Origin of the sequence: Marinobacterium sp. MBR-109 (assembly GCF_040547565.1) — a bacterium.
In the GTDB taxonomy this organism is placed as follows: domain Bacteria; phylum Pseudomonadota; class Gammaproteobacteria; order Pseudomonadales; family Balneatricaceae; genus Marinobacterium.
The window spans coordinates 1-15,220 of sequence record NZ_JBEPPZ010000008.1; the positions used below are offsets into that span (position 1 = coordinate 1).

Sequence of the window (15,220 nt, forward strand, 5' to 3'; positions counted from 1 at the left end):
TCTCAAGCGAGGAGGCGAATTCTACAGACACCACTGAGGGAGTCAACAGCTGTTTGTAAAAAAGTTTCAGAATGATGAAAACAGGCTTTGCCACTGTCCAAAACAACAACAGGCGCCGGAGCGCCTGTTGTTTATGTGCTGTTAACAATCCTAGCCGGCGGTATAGGTAAGTGGCACAAACGTACCCCATAGAATGGCGGTTGCCGCGAGTAACCCGACCAACACACAAACCCCAACTGTCAGAATTGAAGTGGCAAAGAAAAATGCGCGCTCTTCAGGAATTTGCATGATTTCCGGTACGCCCGTGTAAAGCAGGTAGATGGTATAAGCTAATGCCATCATGCCTACAATCACGTTGAACCAAAGCATCGGGTAGAGGCCTGCAAGACCCGACAGGAAAAGTGGTGTCGCGGTGAAGGTTGTCAGCACCAGGCATTCTTCATAGCTGACATTCCCACCATAGGTTTTCTCCATCCAGTGAATGGACCAGGCAATGAACCCGACAGCCACCCACATTGCCACATAAAACGCGAGCGCCGCCGGTAACGCGCTGGCCACACTCAATTTGACAAACTCCGACCCTCCCAGACTCCAGCCGACTTGAGTGGTACCGATGAAAAGCGATACGGCAGGTATCGCCGCCAGTATGCTTATCTGCGCAAGAAACACATGCATCGCCGTGTAGTGCTCATTACGTATCGAGCGCCACTCCTGTTTCGGGTGATAGAACACCCCCATCATATGCTGCAGGAACATATTACTATCCTCCTCGCAGTCCGGGTCTGGCCCCGGGCTACAATTTTTATTGTATTGAATCAGCCCGAATCCGTTCGCGTTACTCTCTCCACATCCAGTTATACGAATAGCTGCCAATAATGGTCTACAAGCAGTATGGCAAACAGCCACATGATGTACACAATGCTGTAACGAAACATTTTCATCGGATCGCCCGGATTACGTGAAAGATTCAACCGCACAGCCCAGGCAATTAAACGGTAGTTAATGATACTGACCCCTGCCAAATAGATAAGCCCGCTCATACCGCTGATGAACGGCAGCAAGGTCACCACTATTGTGAGGATTGTGTACAGAAGAATTTGCAGCCGCGTATAGGACTCACCATGGGTATTGGGGAGCATCGGCACTCCGGCACGGGCATAGTCATCTTTTCGAGCGATACACAGTGCCCAGAAATGAGGTGGCGTCCAGGCAAAAATGATCAGCATCAGTAATAATGCCTGCGAGTCCAGCGAGCCTGTTACGGCTGTCCAACCCAGCAACGGTGGAGCCGCACCCGCAACGCCACCAATCACAATATTCTGCGGTGTGGCTCGTTTCAGAACAGCTGTATATACAATGGCATAGCCGATAAGCGATGCCAGTGTCAGACCCGCCGTAAGCGGGTTCACAAGTGTAGCAAGCAGCAACAGCCCGGCGCTGCCGATCACCGCTGCAAACAGAAGCGCATTACCCGGACTGACTCGTCCCTGCGGCAGCGGCCGTCGCGCGGTCCTTGCCATACTGCGATCGATATTGTGATCCAGAACATGGTTGACCGCCGCTGCCGAGGCTGCGGCTAACCCGACTCCCATACTGGTTATCAGCAGTAATGGCAGCGATGGCATTCCGGGCTCAGCCAGACAGAAACCAACCACCAATGTCAGCAACATTACGGCGACAACTTTCAGCTTGCTTAGCGCCAGATAGTCTCTCCAGCCAGCATCTGAAACGGCATTATCCGCAAACGACACGATACTCATGACTTGCCTCCATTACCGGACCTCTCGCCCGATCGTGCAGATTCAGCGCCAACAACAACAGCAACACGGCTACCGCGTGATGTGCAACTGCCAGCCCCAGTGGCAACATCCATACAATATTGGCAATGCCCAGCAGCACCTGCACACATAGCGCAGCCAGAAATAAAGTGATGTGCAGCCGCAGATACTTTCGCTGCCAAAGCGCGAGCGCAACCCAACACGACACCACTATAAGCAGCAACGCCCCCAAACGATGTGTAACTTGAATCGCCGCTCTTGCCGGAGCCTCCAGAAGCCCACCTTCGTAGTTGGGTCCAATAGCCATGAAAGGATCAAGCCCGGTTGAAAAGTCGTATCCAACTGTTTCACCCGCATTGCAAAACAGCCAATCACTGCAGGCCCAGCCGGCATAGTTGGTACTGGTCCAGCCACCTAACAACAGCTGCAGGAACAAACAAAACAGCAGGATGCGTGTTCCCATGTAGGCTCCTGTTGGCTGAGATTTCAGGCTGTCTAAATGCCTTAGTCGCTGTTCCAGAAGCATCAGCAGCGTCAATGTCGCAAGACCGCCCATCAGGTGCAGTGTCACTATGATCGGTAACAGCTTTAACGTGACGGTCCACATGCCAAACAGTCCCTGCAGAATGACAAGCCCCAACAGCACAAACGATAGCATCAGCGGATAGCCTGCCATTTTCCGATTGCACAATGCGATCACGGCCAACCCAAGCACAGCCAGTCCAAGCAGGGCCGCCGCATAGCGATGGATCATTTCGATCCAGCCCTTGCGCAGATCGATGACGACCTCGGGATAGCCCTGGGTCAACTCAACATGATCTGAGGGAAGTACCCAGGTGCCATAACATCCCGGCCAGTCGGGACAGCCAAGGCCTGCGTCATTCAGCCGTGTCCAGCCACCCAGCAACACAACAACCAGTGCCAGTACTATCGCAGCTCTAACCAGTCTCAGTGCAGTCATCCAAGCCTCGATGCCTTAAGCAGTCTCCGCAAATCAGTCAGCAGTTCCTTACCTTGATAGGCCTGCCCGTAATGCAGTACCAGGTTACCCAGCGGATCAACGACCCAAACCCCTGGTGCCAATACGCCTGATACCTCCATTCGCACTCTAAAACGGTCGGCATCCCGCCCCAGTGCATCATGTATACGTTTAAGCCTCTCTTCCTGCTGTAAGCATCTCTCGTCACAGGTGTCCTGGTGTACCAGCAGCAACGACCAGTGCTGGGTGAATCGGTCAGCCTGCCCACCCCATTGCTGCAGCGGCACTGCCGGCTGCAACAACCTGCCGGCATTCACTTGCTCACTCGGAATACCGATACCCGTTGTATATACCGCCACCGCCAGCAGCAGTGGCAACAGCCCCAATACCCAAATGGCCCAGAAAGTGCCTCTATTACTTGCCATCGCCCTGCCTCCTGCCATGTCGGCCCGCCCAGAACAGCCAAAGCAGCAATGTGATGGCCAGCGCAAACCACTGCACTGCATAGCCTTGATGCCGCTGCGGGCCGATTCCTTGATGAATATCGGTCCTCGGCGTGATTTGATCACTCACAGGTGTCTTGATGTGCAGCATGACCGCCTCAACTTCCATCTCCAAAGCCTGCCTGATCTGCTCCAGATCGACAGACTGAATTCGTCGTGGCCAGCAGGCTTCAGCCGGCAGGTCTGCCAGCGTCATCGACCCGGTTGGATGAGCCAGCAACCCATCAACCTGTATTCGTTGTTGTTCAAGCTGCAGGGCAGGTAATCGGTCTCGGTGGGATGGCGCTTCAATCCACCCCAAACTGGCCAGCCAGAAGGAGCCCTCATCGACGCGCATCGGAACGATTACTTCGTAGCCCACACGCCCATCAAGGGTACGGTTATCCAGCAGAAAAATACGATATGGCAACAGCTCAACCTCCAGTCGTACCGGCACCCACGCCTGGCGTTCAAGCTGCTTGAGCGCAGTGGCTGCACGCGTCATCGGCTCAACGGCCTGCTGCTCGAGCCAAATCTGCTTTTGCTCGGCACGCTGCAGCTGCCAATACCCCAGGCCAAACAGCAAGGGAACCCCGAACAGCGCCAATAACCAGCGCAGATATTTGAATGCAACCGGGCTATCCGCTTTACTTGGTTGACCAGACATAAGGAAATTTCCATGCTGCATCTTCTGATCGTCCTGCTGTTTATTGCCATATTGATCGCACTGTTCAGCAGCCTGTGGTCATTGCTGAAGCACCCGTCCGCTGATGGCACGACAGCCAATCGCCTGCTCTGGCGTGTAATTTTCAGTGCCCTGCTGATACTGCTTCTGATCTACGGCTTCAGCAGCGGCCATCTGCGCTCGCACGCGCCATGGCACGGCTCAGAGTACATACACGAACAGGAACAGCCCAATCCAGACCACGTCAACAAAGTGCCAATACCAGGCCACCGCTTCAAAACCAAAGTGTTGGCGTGAGCTGAAATGTCCCAGCACCACGCGGCCCAGAATGATCATCAGCATCAGCGTACCCAGGGTGACATGAAGACCGTGAAAACCGGTCAGAATAAAGAAGGTGGCACCGTAAATACCGGACTGCAGAGTCAGTCCCAGCTCCTGATACGCCTGCACATACTCATAGGCCTGAAAACCGATGAAAATCAGGCCCAGCAGGATTGTCAGTGTCATCCAGCGGCGCACCATGATCAGTTCGTCTCGCAACAGGGCCTTGTGTGCCAGTGTCAGAGTAAAGCTGGACGTCACCAGCAGGCAGGTGTTGAGCAGCGGTATGCGCCAGGGGCTGATAACAGCTTCAGGTCCGGGATAACGCGCACTGTCGGGTGGATTGAACAGTGGCCACTCTGCCACAAACCCGGGCCAGAGCAGCTCGGTTACCCCCTTGTCACCTTCACCTCCCAACCAGGGAAGCGCCAGCACACGCACGTAGAAAAGAGCGCCAAAGAAAGCGGCAAAGAACATCACTTCCGAGAAGATGAACCAGCTCATACCCCAGCGAAAGGAACGGTCCATCTGCTCGGAATACAGCCCGCTGCGGCTTTCATGAATCACATTGCCGAACCAGCCCACCAGAATCAGCCCCATCATCAACGCCCCCGCCAACAACAGCGCGACGCCAAGCCCGCCTCCCTGCTGCGCACTCAACGCATTCATCAGGGTACCGGCACCATAGGCCAACAGGAAAAGTGCAATGGATGCCAAAATCGGCCAGCGACTTTGCTCAGGCACGTAATAGGTTGAACTGCTCATAACGATTGCTCCTTTTCAACCTGCTCTGTTGATGATACCTCCGGCGAGATATCAAACAGGGTGTAGGACAAGGTCAGCGAGCGGATATGCTCAGGCAGGTTCTTGTCGACCACAAACAGCAGCGGCATTTCCACCGATTCACCGGACTGAAGGATCTGCTGCTCAAAACAGAAACAGTTCACCTTGTGCAGATAGCGCGCGGCCTCTGCAGGAGCAACTGACGGAATGGCCTGCGCCACCATACGCCGGCCGGTCGGGTTGGTTGCCATAAAGGCTGTCTGCTTCATCTCTCCCGGGTGGGTGAGAATCAGATTCTGCTGCGGCCCGAATTGCCAGGGCATTTCCTCGTTATGAACCGCAATCAATCTCACCCTGATCTGTCGGCTGGTATCCGCTTCCGATGCCGCAACCGGACCGGTGTTGGTGATTTTTCCGTTCAAGCCGGTCACCTCACAAAACACGTCATACAAAGGGACCAGCGCGAAGCCAAAGCCGAACATCAGCACACAGCCCAATACCAGCCGCCTTACCAGCCTGCGGTTCGCTGCCTGCTGACTCATCGCAGCGACTCCGGCAGTGTCGGCGGCTCGGCAAAGGTATGGTAAGGCGCCGGTGATGGCACTTCCCACTCCAGCCCTTCGGCACCTTCCCAGGCTCTGGCTTCAGCCTTGCGCCCACCGCGTACACAGGCGATCACGTTCCAGACAAAGATCAGCTGTGACAGGCCAAACAGAAAGGCACCCACCGAGGCCACCATATTGAAGTCGGCAAACTGCAGCGCGTAGTCCGGTATGCGGCGTGGCATGCCGGCCAGCCCGATGAAGTGCATGGGAAAGAAGGTGATATTGACGCCAATGAAGCTCAGCCAGAAGTGAAGTCGCCCCATGCGCTCATCCAGCATGTGACCGGTCCACTTCGGCAACCAGTAGTAGACCCCGGCCATAATGGCGAAAACGGCCCCCGGTACCAGCACATAATGGAAGTGAGCCACCACAAAGTAGGTATCGTGGTACTGGAAATCCACCGGTGCGATCGCCAGCATCAACCCCGAAAAACCGCCGATGGTAAACAGCACCACAAATGCCAGCGCAAACAGCATTGGCGTTTCGAAGGTCATTGAGCCGCGGAACATGGTAGCCACCCAGTTGAACACCTTCACCCCGGTGGGTACGGCGATCAACATGGTGGCATACATGAAGAACAGCTCACCGGCCAGTGGAATCCCCACCGTAAACATGTGGTGTGCCCAGACCAGAAACGACAGTATCGCAATCGACGCGGTGGCATACACCATGGAGGCATAGCCAAACAGACGCTTGCGAGCAAAGGCGGGAATGATCTGGCTGATAATGCCGAAGGCCGGCAGGATCATGATGTAGACCTCGGGGTGACCGAAGAACCAGAACACATGCTGGAACAGTACCGGATCCCCACCGCCACCGGCATCAAAGAAACTGGTGCCAAAATGGATGTCCATCAACATCATGGTTACCACCCCCGCCAGCACCGGCATGACCGCAATCAGCAGGAAAGCGGTGATCAGCCAGGTCCAGCAGAACAGTGGCAGTTTCATCATCGTCATGCCCGGTGCCCGCATGTTGAGAATCGTCGCAATGATATTGATCGCGCCCATGATCGAGCTGATCCCCATCATGTGAATAGCGAAGATAAAATAGGTCACGCTCGGTGGGGCATAGGTCGTCGACAGCGGTGCATAGAAGGTCCAGCCGAAGTTGGGCGCACCGCCGGTCATGAAAAGGGTCGAGATCAGCATGGCGAAAGCAAATGGCAGGATCCAGAAGCTCCAGTTGTTCATTCGCGGCAGCGCCATGTCAGGGGCACCGATCATCATCGGTACCATCCAGTTGGCCAGGCCCACAAACGCCGGCATCACCGCGCCGAACACCATGATTAATCCGTGCATGGTAGTCATCTGGTTGAAGAACCCCGGTTCGACCAGCTGCAGTCCCGGCTGGAACAGCTCGGCCCGGATCATCAGCGCCATACAGCCACCGACTAGGAACATCAACAGACTGAACCACAGGTACATGGAGCCGATATCCTTGTGGTTGGTCGTGAACAGCCAGCGCCCGATGCCGCTGGCTGGACCGTGATGTTCATCTGTATGCGCTTCCAGCGTGGTATCCAGCGTGCTCATTGTTCACCCTCCCCCTCGGCCGGCTCCAACAGGCGCGCAATCTGGGCTGGTGATACCGCTTCACCCAAACTGTTGCCCCAGGCATTGCGTTCATAGGTGATCACGGCTGCAAGCTCAGCCGTACTGAGCTGATCACGGAACGCCTGCATGGCAGTACCCGCCTTGCCATTCAGCACAATATCAATATGCGCAGACACATCACCCAGCACCATCGGGCTGCCCTTCAAGGCGGGGAAGGCGCCCGGGACCCCTCCGCCGTTCGGCAAATGACAGGCCGCACACGCCCGCAGGTAAGCCTGTTCACCCTGCTGCATCAACTCATCCAGTGTCCAGCTGCGCTCAGCAGCCTGCACCTGAGCCTCTTTCTCTGCCCGAGCCGCCATCAGCCAGACATCAAAGTCTTCTCGACTGACCGCTTCGACCACGATCGGCATGAAGCCGTGGTCCTGTCCACAGAGCTCAGCGCACTGACCTCGGTAGATACCCGGCTCATCAATGATGGTCCAGGCCTCATTGATAAAACCGGGAATGGCATCCTTCTTGACGGCCAACGCAGGCACCCACCAGCTGTGGATAACATCATTGGCCGTCAGCAGAAATCGGATCTTGGTACCCACCGGCAACACAAGGTGACGGTCCACCTCAAGCAGATAGTTTTCCTGCTTCTCAGCGGCATTGGTTATCTGTTCACGCGGGGTCGACATATTGCTGAAGAAGCTCAGCTCATGATCCAGATAGTCATAGCGCCACTTCCATTGATACCCGGTAATCTGAACGTCCAGTTCAGCTTCGGAAGGATCGTACATTTTGATCAGTGTGGCCGTCGCGGGAACGGCCATGCCAACCAGAATCAGCACCGGCACCAGCGTCCAGATCACTTCGACCAGTGTGTTTTCATGAAAGTGGTGAGCCTTGGCTCCCCGTGACTTGCGGTGATGAAAAATCGACCAGAACATGACGCCAAACACCACCAGTGCTATGGCGACACAAATCCAGAAGATTGTCATGTGAAGGTCATATACCGAACGGCTGACGTCCGTGACACCGGGTGTCAGATTGAGCCCCCATTCCGCATGCAGAGATGCGGGTGCCAGCAGCGCCAATCCAACCCCTGAGCCGATGGTTTTTATTATTTTAAGTCCCATCTCCAGGTCTCCCCGTCTTGGCCTGCGGCCAGGCTCATAATGCTGTCCGACAGGCGATCCGGTATCTGGAGTATAGCAGCCCTGAAAAAAGCGCAAGCGCAATGATCTGAATCAAACACCCGCCAGGCTGAGTACCCACCGCACCAGCAGGATTACACCCAGCACAAACACCAGTGCCAGGAGCAGGCCCGCCAGAACATAATGCAGCGGGCGGCCTTGGCCAAAATCATGCTCACGATTACGTTCAGACTGCACACCAAAGAAGGCTGCCAACACGCTCAGCAACGCCTGCAGCCAGTCAGGCTTGTTTGCCATGATAATCACCTCAATTGAGGTATAGCTGACAAACACACCGAACGGCCAGTGATGCTGAAGAGCAGATGGCAAAAACGGGCCGAAGCCCGTTTTGATCAATGACGATGTTTGAAGCGGCGCCAGCACCAGAGCAGTGGGCCGGAAAGGGCATACAGCAGGAACAGCAACCAGAGGAAGGTAGAGGTACTGATCGAGATTACCCCCAGTACCAGCGCAATCACCGCCAGAATCCAGAACGGTACCTTGCCCTTGAAGTCGATGTCCTTGAAGCTGTAATACAGCACGTTACTGACCATCAACACACCGCACAGCGCTACATAGAACGCCACCAGATACCCGGTGCCGTTCATCTCGAACTCGTATTCGGTGCAGGTCCAGACAAGCCCCGCCACTACCGCTGCGGCTGCAGGACTGGGCAAACCGATAAAATAGCGTTTGTCGACCGAGCCAATCTGAGTATTGAACCGCGCCAGCCGTAACGCACCACCCGCCGCAAATACGAATGCGGCAAAGAAGCCCAGCTTGCCGAGATCGAACAACAGCCAGTTGTACGCCACAAGCGCCGGCGCAACCCCGAAGGAGACCATGTCGGCCAGCGAGTCATACTCGGCACCGAAGGCGCTTTGGGTATTGGTCATTCGCGCCACACGCCCATCCAGCCCATCCAACAGCATGGAGACGAAAATGGCGATGGACGCAGGGATGAACTGCCCGTTCATGCCTGCAACGATGGCATAGAAACCCGAGAACAGGGCGCCGGTAGTGAACAGGTTTGGCAGCAGGTACACACCACGATGACGCTGGGCGCTGCTGTCCTGATGTTCACTCTCATCTGTCGGCGATTGTTGCTGATCACTCATTCAAGGCTGCCTCTTTGGTGTAACCGGAAGCCTCATTCTACCCGACAGTCAAGGCCAAGCCCAACGCCTTGGCTCAGTCCGCCGACACACCGGTTTTCTTGCGGTAGGCTGCCGACAGGTTGGCATAGAGTGCTTCGCTGATACCGGTCACATCCATAAACCGTTCCAGTTCATGTTCACGATAGGACACCTGCATGATGATCAGGCAGTACACCGTGACGCCGTTAACGGCTTTCATCACCGCGCCCAATCGTGCCGGATCATCACGAAATTGCTGCGCCAGTACTGGAATAAGGTGTTTGCTGATCAGACCAATACCACTGGCCATGAAACGCTCAGGCAGGCGCACCTGTACATGCACAACACCCACCTTGTGCATGTAGGCGGCAAACGCATCGTCATAGGGACCCGTGAATATCTTTTCCAGCCACTGCCGATGGGTCGATTTCAGCGCATCAAGCCGCCCTTCCAGGAAAGGCATGGCTTCGGGGATTCCAGCCAGCTCCGCATAAAAGGCATCCGTCACGCAGTCCAGTTCTGCCATCAGCTGAGGCAGTGCGCGTGATAATTCATGCTCATCCTGAGCATCAAAACCGGCGAACAGCTTGGCCTGTTCATTCAAGTGGGAAAAATCGATTTGTCGCATTAAACACATCCTTGCAATGGACCCGGCACACGATGGCAGGGCCTGTTCCAGAAAACACTTTTGACTTTGTTATGATTCAGGGCTGCTGTCAATACGAAACACCCTGCACCCGCTGGGTACAGGGGCAGGGTGATCCTTCAGGCGGGAAATCGGTTGAACTCAGGCCGCACGGCCTTGATGATTGCGATAGGCAGCCGCCAGGTTGTTATAGAGCACCCGACTGATGCCGGTTACCTCCATGAAACGTTCCAGCTCATGGCCTCGGTAGGACTCCAGCATGATCAACAGGCAGAAGCTGGTAGCCGCATTGAGCGCTTTCAACACAGCACCGATTTTCTCCACCTCATCGGCATAGAGCTCCGGCAAAACCGGAATCAGGTGCTTGTTGATCAACCCTATGCCGCTGGTCATGAATTTTTCCGGCAGCTTGACCTGCACATGAACCACTCCGACATGGTGCATGTAAGCCGCAAAATCAGCATCATAGGGACCCGTAAACACTTTGCGCAGCCACGCACTGTGAGTGGTTTTCAATGCATCAATGCGACCCTCCAGAAACGGTAAGGCTTCGGGAATGGTCTGCAACTCGGTATAGAAGGCATCGGTGATGGCGGCAAAATGGGACTCAAGCCTGGGGGCTTCCTGAACCAGAACCAGTTCATCTTCCGGCTCAAACCCTGCATAGGCCTTGGCCTGCTCACACAGAACGGCAAAATCGACATTACTCATAGCGAACGCATCCTTGACTGTTGATAGCACGAGAACATCCGGTTACAACCCAGGGGCCGGGGCGCACTACCAAGCGTTTTATTTTTATTAGTGAAACCATTCTTAGCACGCCCATACCGGAGTTCAAGATTCCGGAATCCACTTCACGACCTGGATCAAGAAAAGTGGTTCTTCCTCTAATACTTTGGCGTAATGCGCACAGCGCCCAAATGCAGCAGAGCGTGTTACAACACTACGCTGGGTGACACAAGCAGATGCCGTGCCAAAACCCTGCAGGGATTATGGTTATAAGGGGTGACAGAGATATTGCAGCTGAAGGGAAAGGGAGCGGGCCAGCGTTTGCATCAAGCCGGTGCAAAAGGCCCCATTTGCGTGCATTGCACGGCGGAAACAAAACTGCCGGGCAAGGCCCGGCAGTTGATATTCAATCATGAATACAGGCGGGATCAGTTCTTTTCTTTGTCGACCAGCTTGTTGGCAGCGATCCACGGCATCATTGCACGCAGCTTCTCACCGGTCTGTTCGATCGGGTGAGCGGCGTTGTTGCGACGACGGGCTGTCATGGACGGGTAGTTGGTCGCACCTTCGCTGATGAACATCTTGGCGTATTCACCATCCTGAATGCGCTTGAGTGCATTACGCATCGCCTGACGTGATTCTTCGTTGATCACCTCAGGACCGGTTACGTATTCACCGTACTCGGCATTGTTGGAGATGGAGTAGTTCATGTTGGCGATGCCGCCTTCGTACATCAGGTCCACGATCAGTTTCAGTTCGTGCAGACATTCGAAGTAAGCCATTTCCGGCGCGTAACCGGCTTCAACCAGAGTTTCGAAACCGGCCTTGACCAGCTCGACACAACCGCCACACAGAACGGCCTGCTCACCGAACAGGTCGGTTTCAGTCTCGTCCTTGAAGGTGGTTTCGATGATGCCGGTACGACCGCCGCCCACGCCTGAAGCGTAAGACAGAGCTACGTTCTTGGCGTTGCCGGACGCGTCCTGGAAGATCGCGATCAGGTCAGGGATACCGCCGCCCTTGACGAATTCGTTACGTACAGTGTGACCCGGTGCCTTCGGCGCGATCATGATCACGTCCAGATCCTTGCGCGGCTCGATCTGGTTGTAGTGGATGGAGAAGCCGTGAGCGAAGGCCAGAGTAGCGCCCTGCTTGATGTTCGGCTCGATTTCGGCCTTGTAGAGCTGGCCCTGGAATTCGTCCGGAGTCAGGATCATCACCAGGTCGGCAGCGGCAACGGCATCAGCCACGTCAGCCACTTTCAGACCGTGAGCTTCAGCCTTGGCGCGGGAAGAAGAACCGGCACGCAGACCAACGGTAACATCAACGCCGGAATCGTGCAGGTTGCATGCATGAGCATGGCCCTGTGAGCCGTAACCGATAACGGCAACTTTCTTGCCCTGAATGATGGAGAGATCACAGTCTTTATCGTAGTAAACCTGCATGGTGCTGATCCTTTGACTTGAATGGAATGATTGGCTGCATACAGCCGTGATGACTATAGCAATGGCGGCTACATTAAGGGATATGAATCATTGCGTAAAATGATATATTTGCAACATCATATTTCATATTAAGAAACACTATGGATACTCGTACCCTGCGCCTGTTTCTGAGCCTGGCCGACACCCTGCACTTCGGTCGCAGCAGTGAAGCCTGCCATGTCAGCCCCTCAACCCTGAGCCGCGCCATCAAACAGCTGGAAGACTCACTGGGGGTTGAGCTGTTCCTGCGGGACAACCGCAGCGTCCAGCTCACCCCCGAGGGGGTGCGTTTTGCCCAGTATGCCCGCGAAGCGCTGCAGCAGTGGGAACAGGTACGGCATTCGCTGCTGGAAAGCGCCAGCGAGCTGCAGGGCGAGATCAGCGTGTACTGCTCGGTCACCGCCAGCTACAGCTTTCTCTATTCACTGTTGAGCCGGTTTCGCCAGCTGTACCCGCGCGTGGAGATCAAGCTGCATACCGGTGACCCCGAACATGCCATCGCCCGGGTGCAGAGCGGCCGCGAGGAGATCTCCATCGCCGCCCGCCCTGCCCACCTCCCCGGCGGTATTGCCTTCCGCCCCATCGATCGCACACCCTTGCTGTTTATTGCACCTGCCAGCGAGTCAAGCGATACCCTTGGCAGCGAAGCACAATGGAGCCGCCAGCCGATGATCCTGCCGGAAAGCGGCATTTCACGTGACAGAGTCAATCAATGGTTCAGCCGCCGCCATATCCAGCCGCGCATCTATGCCCAGGTCGCCGGTAACGAGGCGATCGTCAGCATGGTCAGCCTGGGCTTCGGCATCGGCGTTGTGCCACAAATCGTGCTGGACAACAGCCCGCTGGCGGACCGGGTACGGGTACTGCCGGTGTCTCCGGCACTTGAGCCCTACGAGATCGGCCTGTTTGCACTGGAGCGCAAGCTGCGCTCACCGTTGATTCGTGCCTTCTGGTCATTGCTGGATAATGGCCCTGTCACGGATTAACCCCTACACTGCCGGCTGAACTTTCAGAGAGGCCCCCGTTCCATGACACCCGACATGCTGTTTGTGTTTGCTACCCTCGGCATTACCATCGCACTGTTTGTCAGCGACCGTATCCGCATGGATCTGGTCGCACTGATGGTTGTGGTCGCACTGGCCCTGTCCGGCATCATCACCCCAGCCGAATCGGTGGCCGGTTTCGGCGAGCCGGTGGTGATCATGATCGCAGCTCTGTTCGTGGTCGGTGAAGCGCTGTTCCGCACCGGCATCGCCGCGGCCGCGGGTAACTGGCTGCTGCGCATGGGCGGCAGCAGCGAAACCCGGCTGCTGCTGTTTCTGTTACCCGTGGTGGCGCTGCTGTCCGCGTTCATGAGTTCTACCGGTGCCGTTGCACTGTTGATTCCGGTGGTACTGAGCATGGCGCGCCGCTCCGGCATGCAGCCCTCACAATTGCTGATGCCGCTGGCCTTTGCCGCGCTCATTGGTGGCATGCTGACCCTGATCGGCACCCCACCCAATATTATCGTCAGCAGCCAGATGCGCAGTGCAGGCCTCGAACCCTTTGGTTTCTTTGATTTTACCCCTTTGGGGCTGGCCATTCTGATTGCAGGCATGGGCTATCTGATTCTGGTGGCCCGCAAGCTGCTGCCCGAGCGGGCGCAGCAACTGGCGGAAAACACCGCGCCGGGCGTCGCTGCCATCAGCGGCCGCTATGCCCTGAGCCGTCAGCTGCACAAGCTGATGATCACACCCGGCAGTCCACTGGCGCAGAAAACACCGGCTGAAGCGGCACTGCGCACCGAATATGATGTCACCGTGATCGCCATTTCCCGCAGTGGCGGACTGCTCTCCAGTCTGGTGCCGGTACTGAGCAACACCCGCATGCAATATCAGGATCAGCTGATCGTGTATGCCGATGAGGCCCGGCTGGAGCACCTGTGCGAAACCCTGAAGCTCAAGCGACTGGGGTTTCCTGCGCGTGAAATGAGCCAGCTGGAACGCCAGTTCGGCATGGCCGAAGTGCTGCTGCCCCCCGAGTCACCGCTGTGTGATCGTTCAATAAAGGAGGGGCATTTTCGCGAGCGCTATGGCCTGAGTGTGCTGGGTATCCGTCGAGACCGAACCGCCATGGATGCGAGCTTTACCGAAACCCGGCTCACCCCCGGCGACACCCTTCTTCTGGCCGGCAGCTGGGAACAGATCCGCAGCCTGCAGGGCTCACGCGAACTGGTGGTATTGCAGACACCCGCCGAGCTGGAAGAGATCCCCACCCACGGCAACCGTGGACCGGTTGCTCTGATTATTCTGCTGGCGATGCTGGTGTGCATGACCACGGGCTGGCTGGACAACCTGTCCGCCATTTTGCTGTCCGCCCTGGCGATGATCATCACCGGTTGCGTCAGCCTGAAGGAAGCCTACCGCTCACTCAATGCCACCAGCCTGATCCTCATCGCCGGCATGTTGCCGCTGGCGCTGGCGATGGAACGCAGCGGCGCCCTGGCCTGGGTGGTTGAGCACCTGGTCAGTCTGGTCGGAGACAGCAGCCCGCTGGTACTCTGTGCCAGCCTGTTCCTGCTGACCTCCGTGCTGAGCCAGTTCATCTCCAATACCGCCACCACGGTCCTGCTGGCACCAATTGCCATCACCACCGCCCAGCTGACCGGCGTAAACCCGGAACCGGTGATGATGACCGTGGCCATCGCCGCATCCACGGCCTTTGCCACCCCTATCGCATCACCGGTCAACACTCTGGTACTGGCACCTGGCAACTACCGCTTTGCCGACTTTGCCCGGGTAGGTATTCCACTGCAGCTGTTGGCACTGGCGATCACGTTGATACTGACGCCACTGCTGTTTCCGTTCTGATAGCGG

17 protein-coding genes are annotated in these 15,220 nt (G+C 56.2%); 3 read left to right on the forward strand and 14 right to left on the reverse strand.

Features of this window, described 5'->3' with window-relative positions; genetic code table 11:
• Positions 1-150 precede the first annotated feature (150 nt).
• The 5 genes from ABIE60_RS11115 to ABIE60_RS11135 all read right to left on the reverse strand — a co-directional run bounded on the left by ABIE60_RS11115 (position 151) and on the right by ABIE60_RS11135 (position 3,906).
• A complete protein-coding gene (locus tag ABIE60_RS11115) occupies positions 151-756 on the reverse strand; it encodes a Yip1 family protein (protein ID WP_354469477.1) in 606 nt (201 codons plus the stop codon).
• Positions 757-854: 98 nt separating this feature from the next.
• Positions 855-1,760, reverse strand: a complete 906-nt coding sequence (gene cyoE / locus ABIE60_RS11120; RefSeq protein ID WP_354469478.1) for a heme o synthase — start codon at positions 1,758-1,760, stop codon at positions 855-857.
• Positions 1,735-2,739 (reverse strand): COX15/CtaA family protein, encoded by a 1,005-nt coding sequence (locus ABIE60_RS11125; protein ID WP_354469479.1) that lies wholly within the window; start codon positions 2,737-2,739, stop codon positions 1,735-1,737. The genes cyoE and ABIE60_RS11125 overlap by 26 nt, the downstream gene beginning before the upstream one ends.
• The gene (locus tag ABIE60_RS11130) at positions 2,736-3,182 is read right to left on the reverse strand and encodes a redox-active disulfide-containing membrane protein (RefSeq protein WP_354469480.1); all 447 of its coding nucleotides are present in this window, start codon (positions 3,180-3,182) and stop codon (positions 2,736-2,738) included. Before ABIE60_RS11130 ends, ABIE60_RS11125 begins: the two co-directional genes overlap by 4 nt.
• Positions 3,172-3,906 (reverse strand): SURF1 family protein, encoded by a 735-nt coding sequence (locus ABIE60_RS11135; RefSeq protein ID WP_354469481.1) that lies wholly within the window; start codon positions 3,904-3,906, stop codon positions 3,172-3,174. The genes ABIE60_RS11130 and ABIE60_RS11135 overlap by 11 nt, the downstream gene beginning before the upstream one ends.
• A 12-nt stretch (positions 3,907-3,918) precedes the next feature.
• Between ABIE60_RS11135 and ABIE60_RS11140 the strand changes: the two genes are divergently transcribed.
• Positions 3,919-4,221: a DUF2909 domain-containing protein gene (locus tag ABIE60_RS11140; protein ID WP_354469482.1), complete on the forward strand. Its 303-nt coding sequence runs from the start codon at positions 3,919-3,921 to the stop codon at positions 4,219-4,221.
• On the opposite strand, the gene ABIE60_RS11145 is transcribed toward ABIE60_RS11140, so the two are convergent.
• The 9 genes from ABIE60_RS11145 to ilvC form a co-directional block, all read right to left on the reverse strand.
• Positions 4,126-5,010, reverse strand: coding sequence for a cytochrome c oxidase subunit 3 (locus ABIE60_RS11145; RefSeq protein WP_354469483.1), 885 nt, complete (start codon positions 5,008-5,010; stop codon positions 4,126-4,128). The two genes, ABIE60_RS11140 and ABIE60_RS11145, sit on opposite strands and share 96 nt — an antisense overlap.
• Positions 5,007-5,570 (reverse strand): cytochrome c oxidase assembly protein, encoded by a 564-nt coding sequence (locus tag ABIE60_RS11150; protein ID WP_354469484.1) that lies wholly within the window; start codon positions 5,568-5,570, stop codon positions 5,007-5,009. The genes ABIE60_RS11145 and ABIE60_RS11150 overlap by 4 nt, the downstream gene beginning before the upstream one ends.
• A complete protein-coding gene (gene ctaD / locus ABIE60_RS11155) occupies positions 5,567-7,168 on the reverse strand; it encodes a cytochrome c oxidase subunit I (RefSeq protein ID WP_354469485.1) in 1,602 nt (533 codons plus the stop codon). The genes ABIE60_RS11150 and ctaD overlap by 4 nt, the downstream gene beginning before the upstream one ends.
• The gene (gene coxB / locus ABIE60_RS11160) at positions 7,165-8,313 is read right to left on the reverse strand and encodes a cytochrome c oxidase subunit II (RefSeq protein ID WP_354469486.1); all 1,149 of its coding nucleotides are present in this window, start codon (positions 8,311-8,313) and stop codon (positions 7,165-7,167) included. The genes ctaD and coxB overlap by 4 nt, the downstream gene beginning before the upstream one ends.
• A 111-nt stretch (positions 8,314-8,424) precedes the next feature.
• Positions 8,425-8,628 (reverse strand): DUF2970 domain-containing protein, encoded by a 204-nt coding sequence (locus ABIE60_RS11165; RefSeq protein WP_354469487.1) that lies wholly within the window; start codon positions 8,626-8,628, stop codon positions 8,425-8,427.
• A 95-nt stretch (positions 8,629-8,723) separates the two neighbouring features.
• Positions 8,724-9,488 carry a CDP-diacylglycerol--serine O-phosphatidyltransferase gene (gene pssA / locus ABIE60_RS11170; RefSeq protein WP_354469488.1) on the reverse strand — a complete coding sequence of 255 codons (765 nt, stop codon included), beginning with the start codon at positions 9,486-9,488 and terminating at the stop codon, positions 8,724-8,726.
• A 73-nt stretch (positions 9,489-9,561) separates the two neighbouring features.
• Entirely contained in the window at positions 9,562-10,134 is a 573-nt protein-coding gene (locus ABIE60_RS11175; protein ID WP_354469489.1) for a protoglobin domain-containing protein, read from the reverse strand.
• A gap of 159 nt (positions 10,135-10,293) precedes the next feature.
• A complete protein-coding gene (locus ABIE60_RS11180; protein ID WP_354469490.1) occupies positions 10,294-10,863 on the reverse strand; it encodes a protoglobin domain-containing protein in 570 nt (189 codons plus the stop codon).
• Between the two features lie 446 nt (positions 10,864-11,309).
• Complete coding sequence (gene ilvC, locus ABIE60_RS11185) at positions 11,310-12,377, reverse strand: ketol-acid reductoisomerase (RefSeq protein WP_354469644.1); 1,068 nt, start codon at positions 12,375-12,377, stop codon at positions 11,310-11,312.
• A gap of 89 nt (positions 12,378-12,466) precedes the next feature.
• Between ilvC and ilvY the strand changes: the two genes are divergently transcribed.
• Together ilvY and ABIE60_RS11195 are read left to right on the forward strand one after the other, a co-directional pair.
• Entirely contained in the window at positions 12,467-13,351 is an 885-nt protein-coding gene (ilvY, locus tag ABIE60_RS11190; RefSeq protein WP_354469491.1) for an HTH-type transcriptional activator IlvY, read from the forward strand.
• A gap of 42 nt (positions 13,352-13,393) precedes the next feature.
• The gene (locus ABIE60_RS11195) at positions 13,394-15,214 is read left to right on the forward strand and encodes an SLC13 family permease (RefSeq protein ID WP_354469492.1); all 1,821 of its coding nucleotides are present in this window, start codon (positions 13,394-13,396) and stop codon (positions 15,212-15,214) included.
• The last annotated feature ends 6 nt before the right edge of the window (positions 15,215-15,220 follow it).